23 protein-coding genes are annotated in these 26,015 nt (G+C 73.6%); 7 read left to right on the top strand and 16 right to left on the bottom strand.

Going from position 1 to position 26,015, the window contains the following annotated elements:
• Positions 1-4 precede the first annotated feature (4 nt).
• A complete protein-coding gene (locus tag KUV85_RS14185) occupies positions 5-703 on the top strand; it encodes an EcsC family protein (protein WP_219960540.1) in 699 nt (232 codons plus the stop codon).
• Here KUV85_RS14185 and KUV85_RS14180 read toward each other — a convergent pair.
• Complete coding sequence (locus tag KUV85_RS14180) at positions 678-1,886, bottom strand: hypothetical protein (RefSeq protein WP_219960539.1); 1,209 nt, start codon at positions 1,884-1,886, stop codon at positions 678-680. The genes KUV85_RS14185 and KUV85_RS14180 overlap by 26 nt on opposite strands.
• On the bottom strand, positions 1,883-2,995 hold the full coding sequence (locus KUV85_RS14175; RefSeq protein WP_219960538.1) for a hypothetical protein: 1,113 nt from the start codon (positions 2,993-2,995) through the stop codon (positions 1,883-1,885). The genes KUV85_RS14180 and KUV85_RS14175 overlap by 4 nt, the downstream gene beginning before the upstream one ends.
• 84 nt (positions 2,996-3,079) lie before the next feature.
• On the opposite strand from KUV85_RS14175, the gene KUV85_RS14170 reads away from it, so the two are divergent.
• Positions 3,080-4,384 carry a hypothetical protein gene (locus KUV85_RS14170; protein ID WP_219960537.1) on the top strand — a complete coding sequence of 435 codons (1,305 nt, stop codon included), beginning with the start codon at positions 3,080-3,082 and terminating at the stop codon, positions 4,382-4,384.
• Positions 4,385-4,468: 84 nt separating this feature from the next.
• Here KUV85_RS14170 and KUV85_RS14165 read toward each other — a convergent pair whose 3' ends face one another.
• From KUV85_RS14165 to KUV85_RS14150, 4 genes are all read right to left on the bottom strand, one after another.
• Positions 4,469-5,290, bottom strand: coding sequence for a M57 family metalloprotease (locus KUV85_RS14165; protein WP_219960536.1), 822 nt, complete (start codon positions 5,288-5,290; stop codon positions 4,469-4,471).
• Between the two features lie 253 nt (positions 5,291-5,543).
• Positions 5,544-6,488, bottom strand: a complete 945-nt coding sequence (locus tag KUV85_RS14160) for a hydroxymethylglutaryl-CoA lyase (protein WP_237690299.1) — start codon at positions 6,486-6,488, stop codon at positions 5,544-5,546.
• A 5-nt stretch (positions 6,489-6,493) separates the two neighbouring features.
• On the bottom strand, positions 6,494-8,299 hold the full coding sequence (locus tag KUV85_RS14155) for an acetyl/propionyl/methylcrotonyl-CoA carboxylase subunit alpha (protein ID WP_219960535.1): 1,806 nt from the start codon (positions 8,297-8,299) through the stop codon (positions 6,494-6,496).
• 74 nt (positions 8,300-8,373) lie between these two features.
• Positions 8,374-9,984: a carboxyl transferase domain-containing protein gene (locus KUV85_RS14150; protein WP_219960534.1), complete on the bottom strand. Its 1,611-nt coding sequence runs from the start codon at positions 9,982-9,984 to the stop codon at positions 8,374-8,376.
• 89 nt (positions 9,985-10,073) lie between these two features.
• On the opposite strand from KUV85_RS14150, the gene KUV85_RS14145 reads away from it, so the two are divergent.
• Positions 10,074-10,607 (top strand): CAP domain-containing protein, encoded by a 534-nt coding sequence (locus tag KUV85_RS14145; protein ID WP_219960533.1) that lies wholly within the window; start codon positions 10,074-10,076, stop codon positions 10,605-10,607.
• Between the two features lie 54 nt (positions 10,608-10,661).
• A complete protein-coding gene (locus KUV85_RS14140) occupies positions 10,662-11,225 on the top strand; it encodes a TetR/AcrR family transcriptional regulator (RefSeq protein ID WP_219960532.1) in 564 nt (187 codons plus the stop codon).
• Between the two features lie 62 nt (positions 11,226-11,287).
• On the opposite strand, the gene KUV85_RS14135 is transcribed toward KUV85_RS14140, so the two are convergent.
• The 3 genes from KUV85_RS14135 to KUV85_RS14125 all read right to left on the bottom strand — a co-directional run bounded on the left by KUV85_RS14135 (position 11,288) and on the right by KUV85_RS14125 (position 16,069).
• The gene (locus tag KUV85_RS14135; protein WP_219960531.1) at positions 11,288-11,989 is read right to left on the bottom strand and encodes an SWIM zinc finger family protein; all 702 of its coding nucleotides are present in this window, start codon (positions 11,987-11,989) and stop codon (positions 11,288-11,290) included.
• Positions 11,986-14,757 (bottom strand): DEAD/DEAH box helicase, encoded by a 2,772-nt coding sequence (locus KUV85_RS14130; protein ID WP_219960530.1) that lies wholly within the window; start codon positions 14,755-14,757, stop codon positions 11,986-11,988. The genes KUV85_RS14135 and KUV85_RS14130 overlap by 4 nt, the downstream gene beginning before the upstream one ends.
• Positions 14,758-14,854: 97 nt before the next feature.
• Positions 14,855-16,069 carry a hypothetical protein gene (locus KUV85_RS14125; RefSeq protein ID WP_219960529.1) on the bottom strand — a complete coding sequence of 405 codons (1,215 nt, stop codon included), beginning with the start codon at positions 16,067-16,069 and terminating at the stop codon, positions 14,855-14,857.
• Positions 16,070-16,202: 133 nt separating this feature from the next.
• Between KUV85_RS14125 and KUV85_RS14120 the strand changes: the two genes are divergently transcribed.
• The gene (locus tag KUV85_RS14120; protein WP_219960528.1) at positions 16,203-16,559 is read left to right on the top strand and encodes a helix-turn-helix domain-containing protein; all 357 of its coding nucleotides are present in this window, start codon (positions 16,203-16,205) and stop codon (positions 16,557-16,559) included.
• Between the two features lie 27 nt (positions 16,560-16,586).
• Here the strand turns inward: KUV85_RS14120 and KUV85_RS14115 are convergent, their stop codons facing one another.
• Positions 16,587-17,174, bottom strand: coding sequence for a ClpP family protease (locus KUV85_RS14115; RefSeq protein WP_219960527.1), 588 nt, complete (start codon positions 17,172-17,174; stop codon positions 16,587-16,589).
• Positions 17,171-17,806 (bottom strand): ClpP family protease, encoded by a 636-nt coding sequence (locus KUV85_RS14110; RefSeq protein ID WP_219960526.1) that lies wholly within the window; start codon positions 17,804-17,806, stop codon positions 17,171-17,173. Before KUV85_RS14110 ends, KUV85_RS14115 begins: the two co-directional genes overlap by 4 nt.
• A 132-nt stretch (positions 17,807-17,938) precedes the next feature.
• Here KUV85_RS14110 and KUV85_RS14105 point away from each other — a divergent pair, with 132 nt between their 5' ends.
• Together KUV85_RS14105 and KUV85_RS14100 are read left to right on the top strand one after the other, a co-directional pair.
• Positions 17,939-19,450, top strand: a complete 1,512-nt coding sequence (locus KUV85_RS14105) for a fused MFS/spermidine synthase (protein ID WP_219960525.1) — start codon at positions 17,939-17,941, stop codon at positions 19,448-19,450.
• A gap of 41 nt (positions 19,451-19,491) precedes the next feature.
• Positions 19,492-19,812: a DMT family transporter gene (locus KUV85_RS14100; RefSeq protein ID WP_219960524.1), complete on the top strand. Its 321-nt coding sequence runs from the start codon at positions 19,492-19,494 to the stop codon at positions 19,810-19,812.
• A 3-nt stretch (positions 19,813-19,815) separates the two neighbouring features.
• Here the strand turns inward: KUV85_RS14100 and KUV85_RS14095 are convergent, their stop codons facing one another.
• Genes KUV85_RS14095 through KUV85_RS14075 form a run of 5 tightly spaced genes read right to left on the bottom strand, consistent with a single transcriptional unit; the run spans position 19,816 to position 26,007 of the window.
• Complete coding sequence (locus KUV85_RS14095; protein WP_219960523.1) at positions 19,816-21,924, bottom strand: RecQ family ATP-dependent DNA helicase; 2,109 nt, start codon at positions 21,922-21,924, stop codon at positions 19,816-19,818.
• A gap of 55 nt (positions 21,925-21,979) precedes the next feature.
• Positions 21,980-22,765 carry an SDR family oxidoreductase gene (locus KUV85_RS14090; RefSeq protein WP_219960522.1) on the bottom strand — a complete coding sequence of 262 codons (786 nt, stop codon included), beginning with the start codon at positions 22,763-22,765 and terminating at the stop codon, positions 21,980-21,982.
• On the bottom strand, positions 22,762-23,706 hold the full coding sequence (locus KUV85_RS14085; protein WP_219960521.1) for an SDR family oxidoreductase: 945 nt from the start codon (positions 23,704-23,706) through the stop codon (positions 22,762-22,764). Before KUV85_RS14085 ends, KUV85_RS14090 begins: the two co-directional genes overlap by 4 nt.
• Positions 23,703-24,623 (bottom strand): bile acid:sodium symporter family protein, encoded by a 921-nt coding sequence (locus KUV85_RS14080; protein WP_219960520.1) that lies wholly within the window; start codon positions 24,621-24,623, stop codon positions 23,703-23,705. The genes KUV85_RS14085 and KUV85_RS14080 overlap by 4 nt, the downstream gene beginning before the upstream one ends.
• A gap of 13 nt (positions 24,624-24,636) precedes the next feature.
• Positions 24,637-26,007: a flavin-containing monooxygenase gene (locus KUV85_RS14075; RefSeq protein ID WP_219960519.1), complete on the bottom strand. Its 1,371-nt coding sequence runs from the start codon at positions 26,005-26,007 to the stop codon at positions 24,637-24,639.
• Between the last annotated feature and the right edge of the window lie 8 nt (positions 26,008-26,015).

The raw sequence follows: 26,015 nt of genomic DNA, 5'->3' as shown, positions 1-26,015 counted from the left end.
AAACATGCCCAACTTCAAGCGAGGCCTCGTCACCCAGGCCGCTCTCCAGGTCGTGCCGAAGGTGACCGCTGCCGCGCCGCAGGTCACCTCCGCGGTGATCCGGCAGGCACTGGACCGCGCCATCGCCGGCGTCGGCCCGCTGCCGCCGGCCGCCGCTGCCGCCGACGAGCAGCTGCGCGAGCAGCACGGCGACGTCGACAAGGGCATCCACGAGGTGATCGAGAACCACGTCCGCTACGCGCTGGCCGAGGGGTTCGTCACCAATCTCGGCGGCCTGGTCACCGCCACCGTGCTGGCACCGACCAACATCGCCGGCCTGGCGCTGATCCAGTGCCGCATGGTCGCCGGCATCGTCCACCTGCGCGGCTACGACCTGGCCGACGCGCGGGTGCGCACCGCGATCCTCGCGACGCTGCTCGGAGAGGACACGGTGCGCAAGCAGGTCAAGCGTGGCCGACTGTCGGCCCCGCCCGCCGCGCTGGCCGACGCCGCCGAGCCGCTCGCCGACCTCGACCCCGACGTGGCCCAGGCGGTGGCCAACGAGATGGTCAACCGGGTCGTCGGCAAGCGGATGGCGCTCACCGTCGGCAAGCGCACCCCGCTGGTCGGAGGCGTGCTCGGCGCCGGCACCGACGGCTACTCCACGTGGCGGATCGGCCGCTACGCGGACCGCGAGTTCACGCCCCGGAGTCGCCGGGCTTGAGGGAGCGGTAGACCCGCAGCACCTGCTGCCCGGGCAGCGACCCCTCCAGGGTCCGCACGACCTTCTCCTTGCCCCGCTGCACCGGCCGGGAGTACGCCGCCTCGAGCGCGGCGCGGGTCTCCTCCAGCTCGCCGCGGAGCCGGTCGCGCTCCTCACCGACGGCGGCGGTCTCGACCAGCACTGCCCGCAGGGCGTCGACGGCGGCCTCGGCCACTTCGGCCTCGTCGGGGCAGTCCGGGTCGGTCCACTCCCCCGGCGCGTCGCCGACCAGGTCGTCGAGGTCCCCGACCACCCGGTAGCCACGTTCGCGGATCTCCGCGATCCAGGACCGCTCCAGGTCCGCGACCCAGTCGGCCAGCTCGGGCGGCAGGCCGAGTCGGGGCGAGTCCGTGCGCGCGGACAGCGTGCGGTGCGCGACCAGCTCCCGCACCAGCGGCCGGTAGTGCGCCGGCGGCAGGTGCTGGTTGGCCGCGCGGTTGATGCGACGGACCAGCGCCGTCTCCGGGACGCCGAGCGAGGGGTTGCTGCGATCGGTGGTGAGGTCCAGCTCGACCCCGTCGAGCTCGAACGCCGTCACGAACCGCTGCCACAGCAGCCCGGGGTCGGCGCCGGGCGGCGGCACCGTCACGACGTGCACCTGCTCCGGCGGCAGGTCGGCCGCCCAGCGGTCCAAGATGCTCGGCACCTCCTGCACGCCCCAGAACCACGACCCGATCCGCCCGGTGCGCTCGGGGTCGCGGACCTGCTCGAGGAACGCCGCATAGCTCAGCGTCGCCCGGTGCTTGACGTTCTCCTGCCACTCGGCGGGGATCTGGCGCACCAGGTCGCGCACCGACACCACCAGGTGCACCTCGGTGCCGTCGCCGTGGCCCAGGGAGGCGAGCGCGCGGCGTACCTGCGCCCGGTCGGCGTTGGCGAGGATCTCGTGACTGACCACGGCGGTGCCGTCGTGCTCGCGCACCGCGCGGGCGAGGGCATCCCAGGCGCCGACGGCCTCGGTCTCCAGCCCGCCCCACGGCATCCGCATCAGGTCCAGTGCGGCGAGGAAGTGGGCGTCGAACCGCTCGGCGGGGTAGCGGATGCCGGCCTCGGCGAGGACCTCGGGATTGTGGAACAGCACGTCCTGCAGGTAGGAGGTGCCGGTCTTGGGGGTGCCGACGTGCAGCAGGACCCGTCGACTCACCGTGCTGCCTCCGTCCGTGCGGTCACCGGGTCGAGCAAGAGGTCCAACGCCGCTGCCAGGACGTCGACCTCGACCGGCCGGCGGCCCTCGCTCGTCGCCTGCGGCACGAGCCGGTCGGGGTCGCCGAGCACAGGGTAGCCCTCCGCGAGCGCCTCGTCCCGTATCCGGCGCGCCCGGTCCTGCACCCACTCCTGCCACGCGGGCGGCACGGTGACGACACTCCGCGGGTCCTGCGGCAGGCGCGGCAGCAGCACCCCGCGCAGCAGGTCGGTGCGACGCTCGGTCGGCACGAGGATGCCCAGCGTGGTGCTGATGCGGCGGGCCAGGTCGACGCCCTCCGCGGTCACCGGCGGCGGCGCGGACAGCCGACGCAGGCGCAGCGGCTGCCGCAGCAGCGCGGGCTCGGTGACCAGGGTGACCCGCTCCGGGCCGAGGCGCGCGGCCCACTCCCGTGCGGGTTCGAGCGGGTCCGCCCGCCGTGGCAGCAGGTCGTGCGCCACGAACCGACCCAACCAGGCCGGCCAGCCCGTGCCGCTCTCGGCGAAGGCACGCGCCGTCCACGCGTGGGCGAGCTGCGTCGCCAGGTCCTCGGCGACGACGTACACCCGGCGCGGTGCGGGACGCTCGGGTCGACCGCGGCGGCCCAGCTCCGAGCGCAGGTGCGCGACGTGCCACGGGTCCCCCGCCAGCGCGTACGACGGCGCCCACGGCCGGCGCCGCGGCCAGGGGTCGGGCGGCACCGAGCAGCCCGCCAGGTCCTCGGCCAGCAGACCGCTCGCCAGCCGCAGCAGCTCCTCGGGAGCGAGGTCGCCCGGGTCGACCGGCGCCGGCCCGAACCGCGGCTCGCCCGCACCGGCCAGCGGGACGTCGCGCCGTCCCCGCCCCGGCAGGTCGGCGGCCAGCACCCGCTCCGCCAGGGCCGCGGGTACGCCGCCCGGACGCGCCGCGTTGAGCCGCCGCAGCAGCTCCAGCTGGTGCGCGCCCGGCAGCTCGCCAGCGCTCGGCCCGGCCTCACCGGCCCACTGCGACCAGGGCGTGGCACTGCCGCCCCGCAGCGCCGCCACCCAGCCCCAGGCGCGGCGTACTCCAGCCGTGTCGAGCGTCGTCACGACGACCAGTCTGCCGCACCTCGGGCCGCTGCTAGTCTCACCTCGTCGTCGTCGGAGAGACCGATGGGAAGGTGCGGACCGCAGGTGAAGGACAGGCAGCCGGTCGCCATCCTCCATGCCGGTGCGATGAAGACGGGGACGACGTTCCTGCAGAGCAAGCTGATCGCCAACCGCGACCACCTGGCCGACCAGGGGATCCACTTCGCGGGGCGCGTGTGGGCACAGCAGGTGCACGCGGTGCAGAGCCTGCTCGGCCTCGCCCAGCACGACCCGGTCATGTCGCACCGCTCCGAGGGGGCGTGGAGCCGGTTCGTCCGCGAGGCGCGGGAGAGCGAGGACCCCACGGTCCTGCTGTCGATGGAGTTCCTCAGCTTCGCCAAGGCCGACGCCGCCGCCCGGGCCGTGGCCGAGCTCGAGGCCGCCGGCCGCGAGGTCCACCTGGTCCTCACGGTCCGCGACATCGCCCGGGTCGTGCCCGCGCTGTGGCAGACCTCGATCACCAGCGGCGGCATCACCACCTGGGAGCGCTTCACCACCGTCATACGCGCCTCCACGCGCGGCCGCGGCAAGGTCGGCGCCGCGCTCGCCCGCGCCGGACTCCCCACCGCCCGTCGCTTCATCGAGGTCATCGACATCCCGCGGATGATCGAGGTGTGGACCCAGGCGCTGCCGCCCGAGCGCGTCCACGTCATCGTCGTCCCCGGCCCCGACGCCCCGCCCGACCGACTGTGGGAGCTCTTCTCCGAGGTCGTCGGCATCGACACCGCCACCACCACCGAGCCTCCCGAGCAGGTCAACGAGTCCCTCGGCTACCCCTCGGCGGAGTTGGTGCGGCGGGTCAACGAGGAGTTGCGGCTCTCCGTCCCCTCCGACCAGCGCGTGGTCAAGGTCGACCTCGGCCGCAACAGCCTCTCCCGGCTGCGCCACGACGAGCGCCGCGCCACCCTCGACCCGGCCACCTTCCGGGCGACGATGCGGTGGAACGCCCGCATCGCCGATGCGATCTCCTCCAGCAACGTCACGCTGCACGGCGACCTCGCCGACCTGCCCACCGACGGTGACCCCGCCGACTACGGCGTCGAGGCCGACCAGCGTCCGCCCAGCGACGAGGAGCTGCTCACCGCGGCGGGTGTCGGGTTCCGCCGGATGCGGCGCCGCCACGTCGAGATGACCCAGCAGCACCTCAACCCGCAGCGCGCGAAGAAGAAGCGCCGCCGCGTCAAGCGCCAGCTCATCCTGCGGCGCAACTGGCCCGACACCCCCGACCCGGTGGCCGCCGCCGTGGCCGACATCGCCACGCTGTGCCGCTCGGTGATCAGCGTCGAGCGGATCCTGACCAAGCGTCGTCAGCAGCGCCGGCAACAACAGCAGCGCCAGCACGAGGACTGACCCGCGCACGACGCCGGCCCCGGACCGTGGTGGTCCGGGGCCGGCGTCGTGGACCTCAGCCCTGGTGCGGGCCTGCGGCAGCCGTCAGTAGACCTGGCTGACGCCCTGTCCGTCGTAGGAGCTGAAGCTCAGGTCCGAGGAGGACCCGTTGCACTGCGGGTAGTGCATGATCGAGGCCGAGTCGTACGGCGTCAGCGGACGCCAGTTGTTGTCCTCGAAGCAGGTGCCGGCCTCGGGACGGGTGTGCTCGTGGCGGAACCCGAGGGTGTGGCCCAGCTCGTGGCCCATGATGTTGCCCGGCGTCCACGAGCCCGAGCTGACCAGGGAGTCGGCGTTGACCAGCACGTTGCGCTGGGAGTCCGGGGAGCTGGGGAAGAACGCCCGCGCGATGTACTGCGTGGTCGAGGTCGGCTCCACCGAGAACAGCACCGAGTTGTTGCTGGTGCGGCAGTTGGAGTCCGCCGAGGGCACGTAGGAGAAGTCGATGCCGGAGGTGGCGTTCTCCCACAGGGCCGCGCCCTGCGCCATCGCGTTGACGATGGTCGACTTGTCGCCGCCGAACTGGTCGCTCACGCAGTAGGTGAGGTCCAGCGCCTGCGAGGCGCTCCAGAGGTCGTCGCCGGAGTAGGTGCGGTTGACGATGAGGCCGGTCTCGTTGGGGTCGGCCGTCATCTCCTCGTAGTAGCGCCGCAGCTCACCGCGGTTGGCGATCGTCTCGTCGCCGTTGACGACGTACTGGCCGCCCTCGTCCTGGAAGGTCGAGGCCGCGAACTCCTTGAAGGTCGGCACGTCGGACTCGCCACCGGAGCCGTCGGCGGCGGTCGCGACGGGTAGTGCACCGGCGGCCGCCACGGCAGCAACGAAGCTGGTGGCGGCGAGCCGCCCGAGAAGGGTGCGTGTGGTCAAGGTTCATCCTCCTGCGTAGCCGTCGACGCGGATCGACGCGTCGACCGATGGACCCCACGCCGGTCGGCGGGGGTGGGACGGAGCCGCGAGGTGGATGACACCGGATGCGACGCGCGACGTACCCACACGACCTGGCTGGACGGTGGGAGCAACAACTGCAACGACCCCGAGATGAGCGCGCATTGCTCAGCATCAGATCAGGTTCGACCGCCGGTGTGCAAGGGATCACACCCGACGATCCGTGTCGCGGCGGCTACTCGGTGGCGTCGTGCGCGAGGGCGCGGACGACCGCCGACGGGCTGGGACGGCCGAGCTGCTCGGCCATCCAGCCGCTGGTCTCCACCAGCGCCGACAGGTCCAGCCCGTGGCGGATGCCCAGGCCGTCGAGGAACCAGACCAGGTCCTCGGTGGCGAGGTTGCCGGTCGCGCTCTTCGCGTACGGGCAGCCACCCAGGCCGCCCGCACTGGCGTCGTACGTCGTCACCCCGGCCTGCAGGCCCGCGTGCACGTTGGTCAATGCCTGGCCGTAGGTGTCGTGGAAGTGCAGGGCGAGGCGCTCGGGGCCGATGCCGGCGTCGTCGAAGGCGCCGACGAGCGCCCGCACGTGGCCCGCCGTGCCGACGCCGATCGTGTCGCCGAGGCTGAGCTGGGTGGCGCCGAGGTCGAGCAGCCGCTGGCCGACCTCGACGACCTGCGCGACGTCCACGGCGCCCTCCCACGGGTCGCCGAAGCACATCGAGACGTAGCCGCGGACGTCCATCCCGGCCTCGAGCGCACGGTCCAGCATCGGCGCGAACATCTCGAACTGGCTCTCCAGCCCGCGGTTGAGGTTGCGCTGGGCGAAGCTCTCCGTCGCCGAGGCGAAGACCGCGACGTGGCGCAGGCCGAGGTCCAGCGCGCGGTCCAGGCCACGGTCGTTGGGCACCAGCACCGGGAGCTCCCGGGCGCGGTCGCCGAGCTCGTCGACGAGGCCGGTCATCAGCTCAGCCGCGTCGGCCAGCTGCGGCACCCACTTCGGGTGCACGAAGCTGGTCGCCTCCACGGCCGGGGCGCCCGCGGCGAGCAGGCGGCGTACGAACTCGGCCTTGGTGGGCGTGGGGATCTGCGCCTGCTCGTTCTGCAGCCCGTCGCGGGCCCCGACCTCGTAGATCGTGACCTGCTCGGGCAGCCCCGGCTCGGGCCACACCATCGGCAGCATCTCGCTCACTCCGCGGCCACCTCGAAGAGTGCGGCACCGAGGGCGACCTGGTCGCCGACCGCGGCACCGACGGCCGCCACCGTGCCGTCGTACGGCGCGTCGAGGGAGAGTTCCATCTTCATCGCCTCCATGGTGCCCAACCGTTGGCCGGCGGTGACGTGGTCCCCCTCGGCGACCTCGACCGCGAGGATGGTGCCGGGCATCGGGGCGACCACGCTCCCGTCACCGGCCGCCGCGTCCTCGGCGGCGACGTCGGGGCGGACGAACGCATAGCGCTGGCCGCGGTGGGCGAGCTCGACGCCGTGGGCGTCGACAAGGGCGACCGGCCGCTCGCGCGGCGGGCGACCGAGGGTGACCGGCTCGTCGAGCTCGACCACGATCGGCGCCGGCGCGGCACCCATGCGGAACCCGTCGGCGGCGAAGGGACCCTCGGCGCCGCCGTGATGGCGCTGCCACGCCCACGCGGCCAGCTCGCGGGCCCGCGCCGGGTCCGGTGCGGTCAGCTCGTTGCGGTCCAGCCACGCGGTGTCGATGGTGGCGTCGCGGAACTCGGGTCCCGCCGCGAGCTCGCGCAGGAAGCCGGTGTTGGTCGTCAGCCCGAGGATCGCGGTGTCGTCCAGCGCCCGCACCAGCGCCAGGCGTGCGGCCTCGCGGTCCGGGCCGTGCACGATCACCTTGCCCAGCATCGGGTCATAAGAGGTGCTCACCACCTGGCCCGACTCGAGCGCGTGGTCGACCCGCGCGCCCGCGGGCCAGTGGACCAGCGAGGCCGTGCCGGCCTGGGGCAGGAACCCGGCGTAGGGGTCCTCGGCGTAGATCCGCACCTCGATCGCGTGGCCACGCACGGTCACGTCGGCCTGGTCGACGCCGACCGGCTGTCCGGCGGCGATGCGCAACTGCAGCGCGACCAGGTCCAGGCCGGTGACCTCCTCGGTCACGGGGTGCTCGACCTGGAGGCGGGTGTTCATCTCCAGGAAGTAGATGCCCTCGCCCTCACCGGCGTGGTCGCTGTCGAGGAGGAACTCCACGGTGCCCGCGCCCACGTATCCCACCTGCGCTGCCAGCGCGACCGCGCTGGAGGTGACCAGCTCGCGCTGCGCCTCGGTCAGCGTCGGCGCGGGCGCCTCCTCGATGACCTTCTGGTGGCGCCGCTGTGTCGAGCAGTCGCGCTCGGCCAGGTGCAGCACCGTGCCGTGGGCGTCGGCCATCACCTGCACCTCGATGTGGCGCCCCCGCTCGACGTACTTCTCCACCAGCATGGTGTCGTCGCCGAACGCGCCGAGCGCCTCGCGCTTCGCGGCCGCCACGGCGTCGTCGTACTCCTCCGCCGCGCGGACCACGCGCATCCCCTTGCCACCACCACCGGAGGCGGCCTTGGCCAGCACGGGGTAGGCGAACGAGGCCGGGTCGTCCTCCGCGGCGTACGACGGCACGACGGGCACGCCGGCGGCGATCGCGACCTCGCGGGCGGCGTCCTTGCGCCCCATGCGGTCGATCACCTCGGCGCTCGGGCCGACCCAGACCAGGTCGGCGGCCAGCACGGCCGCGGCGAACTCGGCGCGCTCGGAGAGGAAGCCAAAACCCGGGTGCACCGCGTCGGCGCCCGCCTCACGGGCCGCAGCCACGATCGCGTCGACGTCGAGATAGCTGGGCACCTCGACGGCGGTGTCGGCGTCACGCACGTGCGGCGCGTCGGCATCGGTGGCGGTGTGGATCGCAACCGTGGCCATGCCGAGGTCGCGGCAGGTCCGGAAGACCCGCAGCGCGATCTCGCCGCGGTTGGCGACCAGGACGGAGTGGATCGGGGTCATGGGTTCAGTCCTCATCGTTCTCGACGTGGTCTCGACGCGTCATGCTCGTTCCTCGCATGTCGCTGCTCGCCTCATCACATCCGGAAGACGCCGTAGGACGGCTCGGGCACGGGCGCGTGGGAGGTGGCGGCGAGCGCCATGCCCAGCACGCGGCGGGTGTCGGCGGGGTCGATGATGCCGTCGTCCCACAGCCGGGCGCTGGCGTAGTACGGCGACCCCTGCTCCTCGTACTGCTCGCGGATCGGGTCCATGAACTGCTCGTCGTCCTCACGGCCCGCGACGGTGGCGAGCACGTTGGCGGCCTGCTCGCCCCCCATCACCGAGATGCGGGCGTTGGGCCACATCCACAGGAACCGCGGGTCGTAGGCGCGGCCGCACATGCCGTAGTTGCCGGCGCCGTGGGAGCCGCCGATGACCACGGTGAACTTCGGCACCACCGAGCAGGCGACCGCGGTGACGAGCTTGGCGCCGTCGCGGGCGATGCCGTTGTTCTCATACTCGCGGCCGACCATGAAGCCGGTGATGTTCTGCAGGAACAGCAGCGGGATCCCCCGCTGGTTGCACAGCTCCACGAAGTGGGCGCCCTTGAGTGCGCTCTCGCTGAACAGGATGCCGTTGTTGGCCACGATCCCGACCCGGTGGCCGTGGATCTCGGCGAAGCCACACACCAGCGTCTCGCCGTAGAGCTGCTTGAACTCCTGCAACCGCGACCCGTCGACGATGCGGCGGATCACCTCGCGGACGTCGTACGGCGTGCGGGTGTCGGTCGGCACGACGTCGTAGAGGCTCTCCGGCGGCTCGAGCGGCTCGTCGACACTGCCGAGTCGGCGCGAACTCGGCTCACCGGAGCCGAGTTCGCGCCGACTCGATGCGTGCGGGAGCCGAGTTCGCGCCGACTCGGCAGGGGGCAGCGTGGCGACGATGCCGCGCAGGATCTGCAGCGCGTGGGCGTCGTCCTCGGCGAGGTGGTCGACCACGCCGGAGCGGCGGGCGTGGACCTCGCCGCCGCCGAGCTCCTCGGCGGTCACGACCTCACCCGTGGCCGCCTTCACCAGGGGCGGGCCGCCGAGGAAGATCGTGCCCTGCTCGCGGACGATGACGGTCTCGTCCGACATCGCGGGGACGTAGGCGCCGCCGGCGGTGCAGGACCCCATGACCGCGGCGAGCTGCGGGATGCCCCGGGCCGACATGTTCGCCTGGTTGAAGAAGATGCGCCCGAAGTGCTCGCGGTCGGGGAAGACCTCGTCCTGCATCGGCAGGAAGGCGCCGCCGGAGTCGACGAGGTAGATGCAGGGCAGGTGGTTCTCCGCGGCGATCGTCTGCGCGCGCAGGTGCTTCTTGACCGTGATCGGGTAGTAGGTGCCGCCCTTGACGGTGGCGTCGTTGGCGACCACGACGCACTCGCGGCCCTGCACCAGGCCGATGCCGGCGATGACGCCGGCGCTGGGGACGGCGTACGCGTCCTCGCCCTCCCCGGTGCCCTTGCCGTACATGCCGTACGCCGCGAGCGGCGCGATCTCGAGGAAGGGGCTGCCGGGGTCGAGCAGTCGGTCGACGCGCTCGCGGGGCAGCATCTTGCCGCGGTCGGTGTGCTTGGTGCGCGCGGACTCGCTGCCGCCCCGGCGGACGCGGGCGAGACGGTCGCGCAGCTGGTCGGTGAGTTCCTGCAGTCCCGGTGTGGCCACGGCGCTAGGTTAGCGATCATTAACCACCGAGTCCACGTGATGCGCCGTTCCGTGGACACCGACCGCCCCGATGCCCGACGCTGGGGGGCATGCGAACGCTCTCGGGCCTCCTCCTCGTCCTCGCCCTCCTGGTCGCCGGCCAGCACGCGCCCGGCGACGCAGTGCGCGACGCGGCGCCCCGCACGACTCCCGCGACCACCACGGCCGACCTGGCGCTCACGGCGGGGTCGAGCTACCGCCTGCGCCAGGAGCGCAAGGTGATCGCGAAGACCAACGCCAAGCGCAAGCAGCACGGCTGCCGACCACTGAAGGAGAAGTGGCAGCTGCGCCGCGCGGCCCGCCGGCACAGCAAGGAGATGGCCCAGCACAACACGCTCTCGCACCGGCTGCCCGGCGAGCCGTCGCTCGGCAAGCGAGTCCGCCAGGCCGGGTACACGAACTGGACGATGGTCGGCGAGAACGTCGCCGTCGGCTACCGCTGGCCCGGCCAGGTCGTCAACGCCTGGATGAACAGCTCGGGCCACCGCGCCAACATCCTCAACTGCAAGTACCGCCACATCGGCGTCGGCCGGGTGGTGCGCAACGGCCGCGTCTGGTGGACCCAGGACTTCGGGCGCCGCTGACTCACCCGCAGAGACGCCGCCGGGGTCCCGGTGAACAGGCATTAACCTGTCGCGGTGACCAGCGAGCCCACCCGTCGCGAGCAGATCCTCGCGACCGCGGCCGACCTCTTCGCCGCCCGCGGGTTCCACGGCGTCTCGGTCGCCGACCTCGGCGCGGCCTGCGGCATCTCCGGGCCGGCGATCTACAAGCACTTCCCCTCCAAGCAGTCGATGCTGGCCGAGATGCTGGTCTCGATCAGCGAGCGACTGCTGCACGTGGGCCGCGAACGGGTCGCGGCCGCCGAGAGCAGTGGTGAGGCGCTGGACCGGCTCGTGGACTGGCACGTGGAGTTCGCCCTCGAGCACCGGCCGCTGATCGTGGTGCAGGACCGCGACTGGGAGTCGCTGCCGGACTCCGCCCGCGACCAGGTCCGTCGCCTCCAACGCTCCTACGTCGACCTGTGGGCCGACCAGATCCGCGACCTCCGCACCGACCTGGACGAACCGGCCGCGCACGCGGCGGCCCACGCCGTCTTCGGACTCATCAACTCCACCCCGCGCGCCGGGCACCAGATCTCGGGGGAGCCACTGCGTGCGCTGCTGACCAGCATGGCGCGGGCAGCGCTCGCCGGTCGCTGACCGGGAGTCGTGCACCCCGGCGAGGCCCACGGCCCTCGCCGGGCTCCACGACCCGGGCGAGCTCACCAGTGGTCGGGCACGTCGGCACCGGACTCGAGCAGGTCGAGCAGGCGCCGGGCACGGAGGACGGCGTCGGCGGCGACCTCGACGTCGTCGGCCAGCTCCCCCACGTCCCGGCCCGCGCCGCCGGGGCCCTCGACGTCACCGACGCTGCGGGCGTGCAGCTCGCCGAGCAGCGCCTCGCGGCCCAGGCCCCGCACCGCGAAGAGCACCAGCGGGTCGTCGTCGATCAGCCACCCGACCTGGACCAGCACCGCCAGGGCGTGTGGGCAGGGGTCGAGGAAACCCGTGCAGGTGCAGGTCGCGCCGAACTCGCCGCCGTAGGGCAACAGCTCGGCACCCGCCTCCTCGGCGTGCTCGACGAGTGCGTGCGGCAGGTCGCCGGCGAGCAGCGCCGCGACCCGGCCGGACTCGGCGGCCACCGCGTCGACGAGGCCGCGGCGCTCGACCTCGTCGAGCAGCGGCACGGTCACGTCCACCGTCCACGCGTCGTCGCCCTCCCGCACCGCGGCGAGCAGGGTGCCGGGTCCGACGGAGATCCCGCCCACGTCACCACGACGGGCCGCGCGCCGCCCCGCGCGCAGGTCGCCCTCGGCGTACGCCGCCTCCTCGACGGCGCGTGCCCACGCCTTGCCCCACCAGGACCGGGCGCCGCCCTTGCGGGGGCGCAACCGCGGATGGGTGACCCGGCCCGCGGTGCTCACTCCGACTCCGTCATCGCGGCCCGGCGGGCCTCGGCGCGCAGCGTCACCAGGTCGCGGAGCTCCTCGTCGTCGAGCTCGGTCAGCGCCGCCTCACCACGGGCCAGCACCGCGTCGGCGAGCGCCCGCTTGCGGGTGAGCAGGTCGGCGACCCGCTCCTCGATCGTGCCGCGGGTGACCATGCGGTGCACCTGCACCGGCTTGTCCTGCCCGATGCGGTGGGCACGGTCGGTGGCCTGCTCCTCGACGGCGGGGTTCCACCAGCGGTCGAAGTGGATGACGTGGTCGGCCGCCGTGAGGTTGAGGCCGGTGCCGCCGGCCTTGAGGGAGAGCAGGAAGACCGGGACGGGCTCGGCGTCCTCGTCGGCGGTGCCCTGGAAGCGGCGCACCATCGCCTCGCGCTCGGCCACGGGTGTCCCGCCGTGGAGGAACTGGTGGCGCACGCCGAGCGCGGTGAGGTGCTGCTCGATCAGCCGGGCCATGGCGACGTACTGGGTGAAGACGAGCACCGCACCCTCCTCGGCGAGGACGGTGGCGACGAGCTCCTCGAGCAGCTCGAGCTTCTCCGAGCGGCCGCGCAGGCGGGGACCGCCCGCACCGGACTGCTTGAGGAACTGGGCGGGATGGTTGCAGATCTGCTTCAGCCCGGTGAGCAGCGCGAGGACGAGGCCGCGGCGGGCCGGGTCGTCCGCAGGCAGCCGCTCGATGCGCTCCATGGAGTCGCGCACGAACGCCTCGTAGAGCACGACCTGCTCGCGGGTGAGGCCCACGACCTGGTCGGTCTCGGTCTTGGGTGGCAGCTCGGGGGCGATGCCGGGGTCGGTCTTGCGGCGCCGCAGCAGGAAGGGGCCGATGAGGTCGGCGAACTGGCGCGCCTTGGTCGGCTCCGCCCCGGACTCGATGGGGGCGGCCCAGACGCGGCGGAAGGCCTGTCGGCTGCCCAGCAGGCCGGGGATCGCCCAGTCCAGGATCGACCAGAGCTCGGTGAGGTCGTTCTCGACCGGGGTGCCGGTCAGGGCGACCCGTGCCCGGGAGTCGATGGTGCGGAGTGCGCGGGCGGTGGAGGACCGCGAGTTCTTGACGTGCTGGGCCTCGTCGGCGACGACCAGGTCCCAGGCGACGGCGCCGAGTGCGGCGGCGTCGCGGCGCATCGTGCCGTAGGTGGTGAGCACGAACCCGGCGCTGCCCTCACCACCCTCGAGCCCGGCGAGGGACCGCTCGCTGCCGTGGAAGCGACGGACGGGTACGCCGGGGGCGAAGCGCGCGACCTCGGCCTCCCAGTTGCCCATCAGGCTGGCGGGACAGACGACGAGGGTGGGCCGGCCGCCGGACAGGCCCTGCTCGTGGCGGTGCAGGTGGAGCGCGAGCAGGGTGATGGTCTTGCCCAGGCCCATGTCGTCGGCGAGGCAGGCGCCGAGCCCGAGGCCGGTGAGGTCGGCCAGCCACGTGAGGCCGTGGCGCTGGTACTCCCGCAGGTCGGCACGGAGCGCGACGGGCGTGGCGAGGGGCTCACGGGTGGCAGCGGCCAGCAGGCGCTCGCGCACGTCGAGCAGGCTGGCGCCGACGACGACCTCGTCGGTCGACTCGCCGTCCTCGCCGGGCAGCTCGACGACGCCGCTCAGGGCGGCGCCGAGCGCCTGGGCCCCCGAGGCGCGGCGGATCAGGCGCTTGCGGGCCCGCTGTGCGGTCGCCGGGTCGACGACCGTCCAGGCGCCGCGCAGCCGCATCACGGGGCTGGCCGCGGCGGCGAGCTGCTCCATCTCCTCATCGGTGAGCGGGTCGCCGTGGATCGCGACCTGCCAGCGGAAGCTGAACAGGCCCTCGGTGGAGAACGGGCTGTCCTGCAGCGGGAGCTCGGGGTCCCGCTGTGCCGGTGCGTCGTGGCGGTCGAGCACCGCGCGGGTCGTCAGCTCGCGACCGAGGGCGCGGGGCCAGTGCACGTCGACGCCGGCGTCGCGCAACGGACCGACGTGCTCGAGCAGGCCACTGATCTCCTCGCCGTCGAGCTCGACCTGGTCGGGCACGGTGAGCCCGAGGAAGCGGTCGAGCACGGGCCACACGTCGGCGGCGGCCCGCAACGCGATGCTGGCGTGGATCCGGGCCCGTGGCCCGAAGCCGTGCGCGGTCTCGTCCTCGGCCGTCCACAGCAGCGCCGCGTCGGCGACGTGCAGCGGGTCGACCTCGTCGTGCACCTGCAGCACCAGCCGCACGGCCCCGGCGACCAGCTCCTCCTCGTCGGCCTCGACCCGGAGCGAGACCCGCACCAGCTCGGGCAGCTGCTCCAGGCGCGAGCGCCGGGCACGCTCGGCGACCCGCTGGCGGACCCGCTCGCCGAAGTCGGTGTGGTCCGGGGGCGCGCCGCCGGCCGCGGGGGCGCGGCGTACGCGGGCGGGAGCGGTGCGGGGCAGGGCGTCGACGAAGGCGGCGAGCGCCTGCTCGACGACCTCGGTGGTCGCGGCGAGGTCGGTGGCGTCGTGGACCCGGGCCGCGGCGAGCCGGTCGACGGCGTCGCGGTCACGGTCGTCGAGGTCGTCGGGGTGCCAGGCCCCGTCGGCGGGGGCGAGCTTGCCGGCGGCGACGAAACGGGTCGCGAGCAGCAGCGCACCGCTGAGCAGGCCGACGCTGGGGTGGACCTCCGCAGCGCGTTGCGCCCGCCCGAGGACGGGCACGGCGGCCGCGACCGGCAGCTCGACGGTGCGGTGGTCGTCGCTGAAGACGATCGCACTGTCCCGCGGCGGGTCGGCAGGACGCAGCGTCGCAGGACCCGTCATCGGGACGAAGCTCACCGGGCAGCCACCTCAACTCATCGACCGGGCCTCGACGCTAACGCGCGGCACCGACGGTGAGTTCCCGGTGGCCGTCGCTCCGTCAGCGGCGGCGTACGACGAGCAGTCCGGCGACCACGACCAGGGCACCGGACACGAGCAGGGCGGCGGCCCAGCTGGTCGGGTGCTCGGTGGCGAGCGCGACCGTGGCCAGCGGCACCGTGGCGACCGGCATCGCGACGGCGAGGAGCGTGAAACCGGCGTGCTTGGTCAGGGCTGCGGCGAGCAGCCACGCCAGCATCAGCACGCCGGCGACGACCAGGACGGCCCACACGTCGCCGGTGAAGTCGGGGAGCTCCCCCGACAGCCCGGGGATGGAGTCGCCGTCCTCGCCGAAGAGGCCCTCGGACCCGTCGGGCCCCGGCAGCGGGGTGTCGGGGGTGATGAACCCGTCGAAGAGGTCGCCGGCATCACCGAAGACGTCGCTGACGAACGCACTGATCGCCTCCAGCACGGCGATCGCCCCGAGCAGGGCAGCCGAGCCGACGACGCCGACCCAGCCCACGACCTGGGCGCTCAGCACCCGCGTGGGCAGCAGCCAGCCCAGCAGCGTCACGCCGAGGACGAACACCCCGAGACCGAGCGCCATCCGCGCCACCACGTCGTCCAGGCCCACGCCGCCGTAGAGGTCGCGGAAGCCCTCGGCATAGAGGACACCGAGGCCGACGATCGTGGTGACGACGAAGGCGCCGTGACGTGCGAGGAGGTACCCCACGACGGAGACACCGACGATGAGCCCGCCCACCAGGTAGCCGAGACCCGCAGCGTCCTGGACGCCGATGACGAGCAGCACCGCACCACCGAGGATGCCGATCGCACCCGTCCAACCGGCCAGCCCGCTCGCGTCGGCACCGTGTCCCCGCCCCACGCGCACCGACCGGAACGCCCCGACCACGCTCGCCAGCAGCAGGAACGCCACGCCGGCCACGCCGACGGCGTAGACCGTCCGGTCCAGCTGCCCCTCCTGGCGGGAGTACGCCGCCGCGACGGCCAGGCCCCCCGCGAGCAGGGCGACGCCGAGCGCGACCAACGCGGTCGGCAACGCCGTCGGCAGGTGACCACGCTCGCGGTGCGACGGCTCGTCGGGGTCCGACGCCTCGGCCGTGGGCGGCGTCTCCGGCGGCGGGGTGGACGGCGGTGGCGTCGAGGGAGGTGTCGCCGAGGACGGGGTCGACGGTGGCGTCGACGAGGGCGTCGACGACTCGGGGGACGGGGGCTCGGGAGCGGGCGCCGGCCCGTCGGGGTGCTGGTTGCTCATCGTCTCGAGCCTACGGCCAGCGCGCCCCGCTTCCGCGCACCTGATCGCGGGACACCCGGGCCGGGGCCGGCCGTCGTTCTGCCGAGGGCGGAATCCCTCCCCCGGGCGGGCGGCCGCGGCTAGCATCCGGGACATGGGTGAGCTGTTGCCGATGCACTCCGGTCCCCGCAACGCAGCCCCGGCGGGCACCGAGCCGTTGTGGCGCGAGCTCACCGGCGAGGTGCTCCGCGAACGCCGCCACGCCCGCGGCGAGCGACTCGTCGAGACCGCGGCCCGCGCCGGGATCTCCACGCAGTACCTCTCCGAGGTCGAGCGGGGCCGCAAGGACCCCTCCTCCGAGGTGCTCGCCGCGGTCGCCGGCGCCCTCGACCTCACCCTGCGGGCCTTGGCGATCGAGGTCGCCCGACGACTGCCCGCCGCCCCGGAGCCCGTGGCCCCGCTGCGGCACGAGGTCGGCCCGTTGCGCGGGCCGTTGGCGCTGGCGGCCTGACCGCCGGACCGGTGGCCGCGGCCGGGCTCACCGGCTGCTGATGACCCGGTCGGCCAGGCCGTAGGCGATCGCCTCCTCCGCCCGGAAGATCCGGTCCCGGTCGGTGTCGCGCCGCAGCGTCGCGACGTCCTGCCCGGTGTGCGTGCTCAACGCCTGCTCCATCTCCTCGCGCACCCGCAGGATCTCGTCGGCCGCGAGGATCAGGTCCGGGATCGCGCCACGGCCCTGCCCCGAGGGCTGGTGCAGCAGCACCCGCGCGTGCGGCAGGACCGAGCGCTGGCCGGGCTCACCGGCGGCGAGCAGCAGCGCCGTGCTGGAGAACGCCTGCCCGACGCAGGTCGTGGCGACCGGCACTCGGCAGAACTGCATCGTGTCGTAGAGCGCGAACGTCGCGGTGACCGAGCCGCCCGGCGAGTTCAGGTAGAGGTTGATCGGGACGTCCGGGCTCTCCGCCTCCAGGTGCAGGATCTGCGCGATCAACGCGTTGGCGACACCGTCGTCGATCTCGGTGCCGAGGTAGACGATCCGCTCCTCCAACAGCCGGCTGTAGACGTCCATCACCTTCTCCCCGCGCGGGGAGCGGCTGACGACGTTCGGGATCGTATAGGTGCTCATCGCTCGCCACCCGCCTCCGTGCCGCGCGGGCCGAGCCCCGCCGTACGCCGTCGCCGCGGGCGGACCTGCGCGAGGTCGGTCACGACGTGGTCAACGAAGCCGTAGTCGCGGGCCCCCTCGGCGGTGAACACGTGGTCGCGCAGCGAGTCCTCGAAGACCTGGTCCACGCTCTGCCCGGTGCGTTCGGCGATGATGCCGAGCACGGTCTCGCGCATGTGGCGCAGGTCGTCGGCCTGCAGCTCGATGTCCACGGCATTGCCACCGATGCCGGCCGAGCCCTGGTGCAGCAGCACCTTCGCGTGCGGCAGCGCGTAGCGCTTGCCCTCGGTGCCGCAGCACAGCAGGAACTGGCCGGCGCTGTAGGCCATGCCCAGCACGACGGTGGACACGTCGTTGGGGACGAGCCGCATGGTGTCGGCGATCGCCAGCATCGCCGACACCGAGCCGCCCGGGGAGTTGATCCACAGCCCGATGTCGGTGGTCGGGTCCTCCGCGGAGAGCAGGACGAGCTGGGCGCACAGCATGGCGCCGGTCTCGTCGTCCAGGGCGGTGTCGAGCAGCAGGATGCGCTCGTCGAGCAGGTGCTCGGCGGTGCGGCGGCGCAGGGTTGGGGGTGGTTGTTCATCGCTCATGTGGCGAGCCTCGCCGCCGGGTCGCCGCGGGAGAAGGGCGTGCTGCCGAGGGCGGATCCGCCCAGGGCCGATCCCCCGGAGGGTCCCGCTCCCGCGGCCTCGGGGCGACCGGCGCCACGGTAGTTTCGGCGCATGGCTGACTCCCCCGACCGACCCGCACCGGGCGAGCTCGGGGACCGCACGATGGTCGCCCTGGCGGCGTGGACCGCCGCAGCGGTGCTGGTCGTGGAGCTGACGGCGCTGCGCCTGCTGGCGCCGTACCTCGGCCTCACGCTGGAGACCAACACCATCGTCATCGGCATGGTGCTCAGCGCCATCGCGCTGGGCTCATGGCTCGGCGGCCGCGTCGCGGACGCGAAGCCGCCCCGGCGCCTGCTCGGACCCGCGATCGGCGTCTCCGGCGCGGTCGTCGCGATCACGCCGGTGCTGGTGCGGACCGCGGCGAACGACCCGGCCAACGGACTGCTGCTGCCGGTCACCGCGCTGTGCCTGGTGGTGCCGGGAGCGCTGCTGTCGGCAGTGGTGCCGATGCTGACCAAGTTGCGGCTCGCCACCCTCGACGAGACCGGCCGCGTCGTCGGCCGGCTCTCCGCAGCCGCCACCGCCGGCTCGATCGTGGGCACCGTCGTCACCGGCTTCGTGCTGGTGACGCGCTTCCCCGTGACCGGCATCCTCGTCGGGCTCGGCGCGCTGCTGCTGATCACCGCACTGCTGGTCGACATCCGGGTGCGGGGCTGGGGCCGGTTCGGCCGGTCCGCTGCGGCCGCCGTGGTGGCCGGCGGGGCGCTCAGCGCCTGGGCGCTCCCCGACTCCTGTGACGCCGAGACGACCTACCACTGCGCCGAGGTCGTGGCCGACGACGAGCGCGAGTCGGGGCGGGTGCTCGTGCTCGACGGGCTCCGCCACTCCTACGTCGACCTCGAGGACCCGACCCACCTGGAGTTCGCCTACGTCGCCGGTCTGGCGGCCGTCGTCGACAGCCAGCTCCCGGACGGGCCTGTCGAGGCCCACCACCTCGGCGGCGGCGGGCTGACCCTGCCGCGCTGGCTGGAGGCGACCCGGCCCGGCAGCGCCAGCACGGTCTCCGAGATCGACGGCGGCGTGGTCGAGCTGGACCGGGAGCGGCTCGGCCTGGAGACCGGGCCCGACCTCGAGGTCCGGGTCGAGGACGCGCGCCTCGGGATGGCCGAGGTGGCCACCGACTCCCGCGACCTCGTGGTGGGTGACGCCTTCGGCGGCGTCAGCATCCCGTGGCACCTCACCACCGTGGAGGCGATGGCCGAGGTGCGGCGGATCCTGCGGCCCGAGGGCGTGTACGCCGCCAACCTGATCGACCACGGCGACCTCGCCTTCGCCCGGGCCGAGGTCGCGACGCTGGAGGAGGTCTGGGAGGAGGTCGTGGTGCTGGGTGAGCCCGTCGACGTCGACGCCGGCCCCGACGGACGCTCCGGCGGCAACCTGGTCGCCGTCGCGTCCGACCGCACGATCGACACCGAGGCGCTGGCCGAGGAGCTCGCGGCAGCCGGCGACGGGTGGACCGTGCTGGCGGGTCCGTCCCTGGCGGAGTGGGTCGACGACGCCCCGGTGCTCACCGACGACCGCGCACCGGTGGACCAGCTGCTGACGCCCTACCGCCAGCGCTGAGCACACCGCGCCCCCAGCAGCAGGGCTGCCAGACTGCTGCCATGGCGTACGCGTACCTCCTGCTGGCGATCGGGTTCGAGGTGGCCGGGACCAGCCTGCTCAAACCCAGCGAGGGCTTCACCCGCCCGTGGCCCACGGTCGGCACGCTCGGCGCGTACGCCCTGTCGTTCTTCTTCCTCTCCCAGGCGGTGCGGGACCTGCCGGTCGGCGTCGTCTACGCGCTCTGGGCCGGCCTGGGCACCGTCGCGATCGTCGGGATCGCGGCGGCGTTCCTGGGCGAGCCACTGACGGCGACCAAGCTGCTCGGCATCGCACTGGTGGTGGGGGGCGTGGTCATCCTCAACCTCGACGGCGCCCACTGACCCCTAGCTGGTGAGCGCGAGCGCGAGCGGGTGGACCTCGGCGGCTCCCGCGCCCCGGAGGTCCTGGGTGGCGACGGTGAGGGTCCAGCCGGTGCCCACGCGGTCGTCGACCAGCAGCACCCGCGCGCCGTCCGGCACCTCGCCACGCAGCGCGAAGCGGCGGCGTACGGCGGCGATGCGCTGGGCGGAGTTGGTCGCTCCCTGCTCGGGCGCGACGTCGGGGTCGACGATGGCGAACTCCCCCACCACGGGCACGCCGAGGTAGCGCGAGAGACCGTCGGCAAGGTCGCGGACCAGCGCCGGCCGGGTCGCGGACTCCACGCACACGATGGCGTCCACTCCGGGCCGCCAGTCCTCCAGCACCGCCACCATGGCGCGGACCAGGCCGGTCGGCACCGCCTGCGGGGTCCCCCCGGTGTCGTCCGCGGCCGCGCCCGGGGTCCGGAAGAGCTCGCGGAGCGCCTGGCCGTGTCCGAGGTCGGTGAGGCGGGCGATGGCGCGGCCCTCGGCAGCGGGCTCGCGGATCTTGCCCTTGAGGTCCAGGCCGAGGTTGGCCAGCGCCGTCGGCCACATGCGCCGCGGCTGGATCGGGACGCCGGGGCGCTGCAGCCGCTCCTCGGCGGCGGCCACCGCGGCGGCGTCGATGCTGGTGGGCACGGCCAGTCCGCCGCAGTTGTCGCACCGCCCGCAGGCCGCGGCCTCGGGGTCGTCGAGCTGGTCGCGCAGGAACCACATGCGGCACTGGTCGGTGGCGGTGTAGTCGAGCATCGCGCGCTGCTCGCGCTCGCGGGCCTCCGCGACGCGGCGGTAGCGCTCGGCGTCGTACTCCCAGGGCTGGCCGGTCGCCTCCCAACCGCCCTTGACCCGCCGGACCGCGCCGTCGACGTCGAGGACCTTCAGCATCGTCTCCAGGCGACTGCGGCCCAGGTCGACGTGGGTCTCGAGCATCGCGGTGCTCATCGGCCGTCCCTCCTCGGCAAGCACGTCGAGGGTGTGGCGGACCTGCTCCTCGCGCGGGAAGGCGAGGGAGGCGAAGTAGGCCCAGATGTCGCGGTCCTCGACCGCCGGCAGCAGCACCACCGTGGCATCGGCCGTGCCGCGGCCGGCACGGCCGACCTGCTGGTAGTAGGCCACCGGCGAGCTCGGGGCGCCCAGGTTGACCACGAAGCCCAGCGTGGCGTCGAAGCCCATGCCGAGCGCGCTGGTGGCGACCAGCGCCTTGACCTCACCGGCGAGCAGCGACTGCTCCAACGCGTGGCGCTCGGTCGGCTCGGTCTGCCCGGAGTACGCCGCCACGGTGTGCCCACGGGAGCGGAGGTAGTCGGCGACGTCCTGGGTCGCGGCGACGGTGAGGCAGTAGATGATGCCGCTGCCGGGCTGCTCGGTCAGGTGGTCGGCGAGCCACGCGAGCCGCTGCTCCGGCGTGGGCAGGCGTACGACGCCCAGCCGCAGCGAGGACCGGTCCAGCGAGCCGCGCTGCACGAGGGTCTCGGCGCCCATCTGCTCGGCGACGTCCTCGGTGACCCGCTCGTTGGCCGTCGCCGTGGTGGCCAGCACGGGGATCCCGTCGGGCAGCTCACCGAGCAGGGTGCGGATGCGGCGGTAGTCGGGCCGGAAGTCGTGGCCCCAGTCGGAGATGCAGTGGGCCTCGTCGATGACCAACAGCCCGCAGGTGGCGGCCAGGCGCGGCATGACCTCGTCGCGGAAGCCGGGGTTGTTGAGCCGCTCCGGGCTCACCAGCAGCACGTCGACCTCGCCGCGGCCGATCGCGGCGTGGGTCTCCTCCCACTCCTCGACGTTGGTGGAGTTGATGGTCACGGCGCGGATGCCGGCCCGCCGGGCGGCATCGATCTGGTTGCGCATCAGGGCGAGCAGCGGCGAGATGATCACCGTCGGTCCCGAGCCGGCCTCACGCAGCAGCAGCGTGGCGATGAAGTAGACCGCCGACTTGCCCCACCCGGTGCGCTGCACCACCAGCGCCCGGCGGTGGTCGACCGCGAGCGCCTCGATGGCGGCCCACTGGTCGTCGTACAGCTCGACGTCCTCACGCCCGACCAGGGCGCGCAGGTGCTCCTCGGCACGGTCGCGGACGGTGGCGGTGGTGGTGCTCATGGCCGCCTGTCTACCAGCGGCCGCCGACGCCCGGGTCAGCGCAGGTCAGTGCAGGTCAGTGCAGGTCGGCGGCGAACCGGCGCCGCACCTGCCGCTGGTAGACGGCCGGCGCCAAACGCCACAACAGGCTCGCGACCCACGTCGCCCGGTCGGGGAACACCCGCTCCCTGCCAGAGCGCAGCGCCTCGTCCACCAGCGCCGCAGTGTCCTCCGCCGAGCGCAGCCGGCCGAGCGTGGACCGCGGCCGCTGCGTCGGCCGGCCGTCCTCGCCGAGGGCGTGCGCCTCGATCGGGGTGTCCAGGAAGCTGGGGTAGACCAGCAGCACGCCGACCCCGTCCTCGGCGACCTCCAGGCGCAGCACCTCGAAGAACTGGCCCAGCGCCGACTTCGCCGCGCCGTACGCCGCCCGGCCCGGCACCGGCATCCAGCCGGCCATGGAGCCGATGCAGACCACGGTGCCGCGGCTCTCGCGCAGCAGCGGCAGCGCGGCGAGCGTGAGCTCGACCGGGCCCTGCCAGTCCACCGCCATCACGCGGCGGAAGACGGCCGGATCGGTGCGGTGCGCCGCGGAGCGGTGGGTGATGCCGGCGTTGTTGACGAGCACGTCGAGGCCGCCGAACCGCTCCCGGGTCGCGGCGACGAGGCGGTCCACGTCGTCGGCCTCGGTCACGTCGGCCACGACCGTCAGCACCCGGTCGGCGTCGTCCAGCTCGGCCTCCCGCGCGGCGAGCGCGTCGGCGTCGACGTCGGCCAGCACGAGGCGGTGGCCCGCGGCGTACCAGTGGCGCGCCATCGCCCAGCCCAGTCCGGACGCGGCGCCGGTGACGAGCACGACCGTCATCGGCCCTCCTGCGCAGCCATGAAGTGGTCGAGGACCTCGGCGGTGGTCTTGCGCGGGGTGTAGCCGAAGCCCTCCTTCAGGCGCCGGTTGGACAGGACCGGGCGGTACTGCAGGAACGCCACCTGCTCCGGCCCGACCGGCTTGCCCAGCCACCGCTGCACCCGGAGCCCGGCCCTGACCACGCCGACCGGCAGGCGCAGCAGCGGCTTGTCGAGCCGGTCGGCGATCTCGGCCATCGTCAGGGCGCCGTCGCCGGCGACGTTGAAGCAGCCGACGGTGGAGCGCTCCACGCCCTGCTGCAGGATCGCGAGCACGTCCTCGTCCCACACCAGGACGAAGGGCGAGGCGCTCCCCCGCAGCGCGAGCACGCGACGGCCCGTGAGCAGGCCGGTGATCTGGTTGGCGGTGGTGGCACCGAGCACGGTGCCCGGCCGCAGCACCAGCTGGCGGAGCTCGGGATGTTCCTGGCGGTAGCGCGCCAGGAGCTCCTCCATCTGCCGCTTGTGGTCGCTGTAGGCGAACTCCGGGTTGCCGCGCAGCGGGTCGCCCTCGTCGATCCACGACGGGTTGTCCGGGTGATAGCCGTACGCCGCGCCCGAACTGGTCACCGTCAGGTGGCCGACGCCGGCCGCGAGACAGGCGTCGAGCACGTTGCGGGTGCCGTTGACGTCGATGTCGAAGTCGCGCTGCCGGTCCCGCGAGGCCTGCAGGATCGAGGCGAGGTGCACGACGTGGGTGCTCTGGTGCTCGGCGACCAGGTCGGCCAGCCGCGGGTCGCGCACGTCGAGCTGGTGCAGGTCGAAGTCGACCGGCCCCGCGACCCGGTCACGCGGCACGACGTCGACGCCGCGGACGTCGTACCCCGCCGTGGCGAGACGGTTGGCGAGCTGGCGGCCGAGGTAGCCGGCGGCACCGGTGACCAGGACGCGTGGGGCGTTCACGAGCGCACCTCCGGGGCGGCGAGGACGAACGGGTCGTCGGCAGGCAGCGGCCGGCGCGACCACACCTGGGCGAGGGTCAGGCCGGCGACCAGGTGCCACACGCCCCAGAACGCGGCGATCAGCAGCACGCCGCCGAGCTCGGGGAAGAAGGTGAAGCCGATGACCAGGCCGAGGCCGGAGTTCTGGATGCCGACCTCGAGGGTGACGGCACGCCGGTCGCTGACCGGGAGCCGGAGGCCGCGGGCGATCGCCCACCCCAGCACCAGGGCGAAGGCGTTGTGGGCCACGACGAGCCAGAAGAAGGTGTGGAACTGGTCCAGGAAGAGGTCCAGGTTGTTGCCGAACGCGATCGCCACGAACGCGAGGAAGACCAGCACCGAGGTCAGCCGCAGCGGCTTCTCGCTGCGGCCGGCGAACCGCGGGAACCGTGAGCCGATCATCGAGCCCGCCAGCATCGGCAGGCCCAGCACCAGCAGCACGAGCAGCAGCAGGTTGACCCGGTCGACGTCGATGTCGGTCATCAGCTCGCGGGTGCGCGGGTTGAGGCTGCCGTAGAGCGCGAAGTTCAGCGGCGTCAGCACGGTCGCGGCGAGGCTGGAGACGGCCGTCATCGAGACCGAGACCGCGACGTTGCCCCGGCCCAGCCAGGTCAGCGCGTTGGAGAACGTGCCGCCCGGGCAGGACGCGACCAGGATCATGCCCAGCGCGAGCTCGGGGTCGATGTCGAGCAAGTACGTCGCCAGGCAGGTGCCGGCGGGCAGCAGCAGGAACTGCGCGACCAGGCCCGCCGCGGGGGCGAGCGGCGCACGCAGCACCCGCCGGAAGTCCTCGGCGCGCAGCGTCAGGGCGACACCGAACATCATGAACGCCAGCAGGACGTTGAGCACCGTGAGGTCGGGCAGCGCGATCTCGTTCATGGGGCGACCTCCGTCACCGGGTGACCCCGTCCAGCGGGGCGGCGGCGTACGCCGCGGGTCGGGGCGCGAGGTCGGGGTCGAGGTCGGTCAGGTGCCCGGCGACCGCGTCGAGGTAGGCGGCCTTGTTGACGTAGTACGCCATCCGCGCCAGCTGGAGGTAGTCGTAGCCGCCGTCGACGCGCTCGGTCGCGTGGACCCGCTTGGTGCGGTCGAACGCGTCCGCGGCCGCGGTGCCGGCGAGGCGGTGGCGCAGGTAGCCGGCGACCAGGCGCGCCTGCTGGTTGCGTCCCTCCCAGCCCAGGCCCGCGGCCTCGACCATGCCCATCATGAAGAGGTTGTCGCGCTCTGGGTGGAAGACGTTGAGGTAGAGCCGCGGCGCGTCCGCCTCCTCGGGCCAGTTGAGCTCGGCACGGTCCACGTAGGGGTAGTCCAGCTCGTAGCCGGTTGCGAGCAGCACCAGGTCGTAGTCGCCGCACTCGCCGTCGGCGAAGTGCACGGTGTGGCCGTCGATGTCGGCGACGTCACGGCGGGCGGTGATGTCGCCGTGCCCCAGGTGGTGCAGCACCAAGGAGTTGATGACCGGGTGCGACTCGTAGAGCCGGTAGTCGGGGTCGGGCAGCCCGAAGTCGCTGGGACGCCCGGCGACGGCGCGGACCAGGGCGGCGTCGACGCGCTGCTTGACCGCACGCGGCAGCGGCAGGGCGCCGCCGAGGGTGTCGATCGGTCGCCCGGCGACGAACTTGGGCAGGAAGTGGTAGCCGCGGCGCACGCTCAGGTCGACCGACGCGGCCCGGTGCACCGCGTCGACGGCGATGTCGGCACCGGAGTTGCCGCACCCGACGATCAGCACCCGCTTGCCCGCGAACACCTCCGGGGTGCGGTAGTCCGAGGAGTGCAGCAGCTCCCCCGCGAAGCTCCCGGGCAGCTCGGGCCGGTGCGGTCGGTGCAGGGTGCCGCTGGCGATGAGGACGCCGTCGAACCAGCGCTCCCGGCGTCCCTCGGTGGTCTCGGTCGTCAGCAGCCACCCGTCCCCGTCGGGCACCATCGCCACCACCCGGGTGCCGAACTCGAAGTGGTCGCGCAGGCCGAAGTGGTCGGCGTACGCCGCGAGGTAGGAGCGGACCTCCCGGTGGTGGGGGTACGCCGCCGCCCCGTCGGCCATCGGGAACTCGACGAACTCCGTCATCCGGCGCGAGGAGATCAGGTGCGCGCTCTCGTACATCGTGCTGTGCGGGTTGTCGATGTCCCACAACCCGCCGACGTCGTCGTGCAGCTCGAGCCCGACGAAGTCCAGCCCCGCCCGCTGCAGGTTGCGCGCGGCCGCCAGCCCCATCGGTCCGGCACCGATGATCGCGTAGCAGGGCGCGGTCGTGTGAGCACTCATCCGGTCCC

Origin of the sequence: Nocardioides panacisoli (genome assembly GCF_019448235.1) — a bacterium.
GTDB lineage: Bacteria > Actinomycetota > Actinomycetes > Propionibacteriales > Nocardioidaceae > Nocardioides > Nocardioides panacisoli_A.
This window is presented reverse-complemented; position numbering and strand designations above follow the sequence as displayed.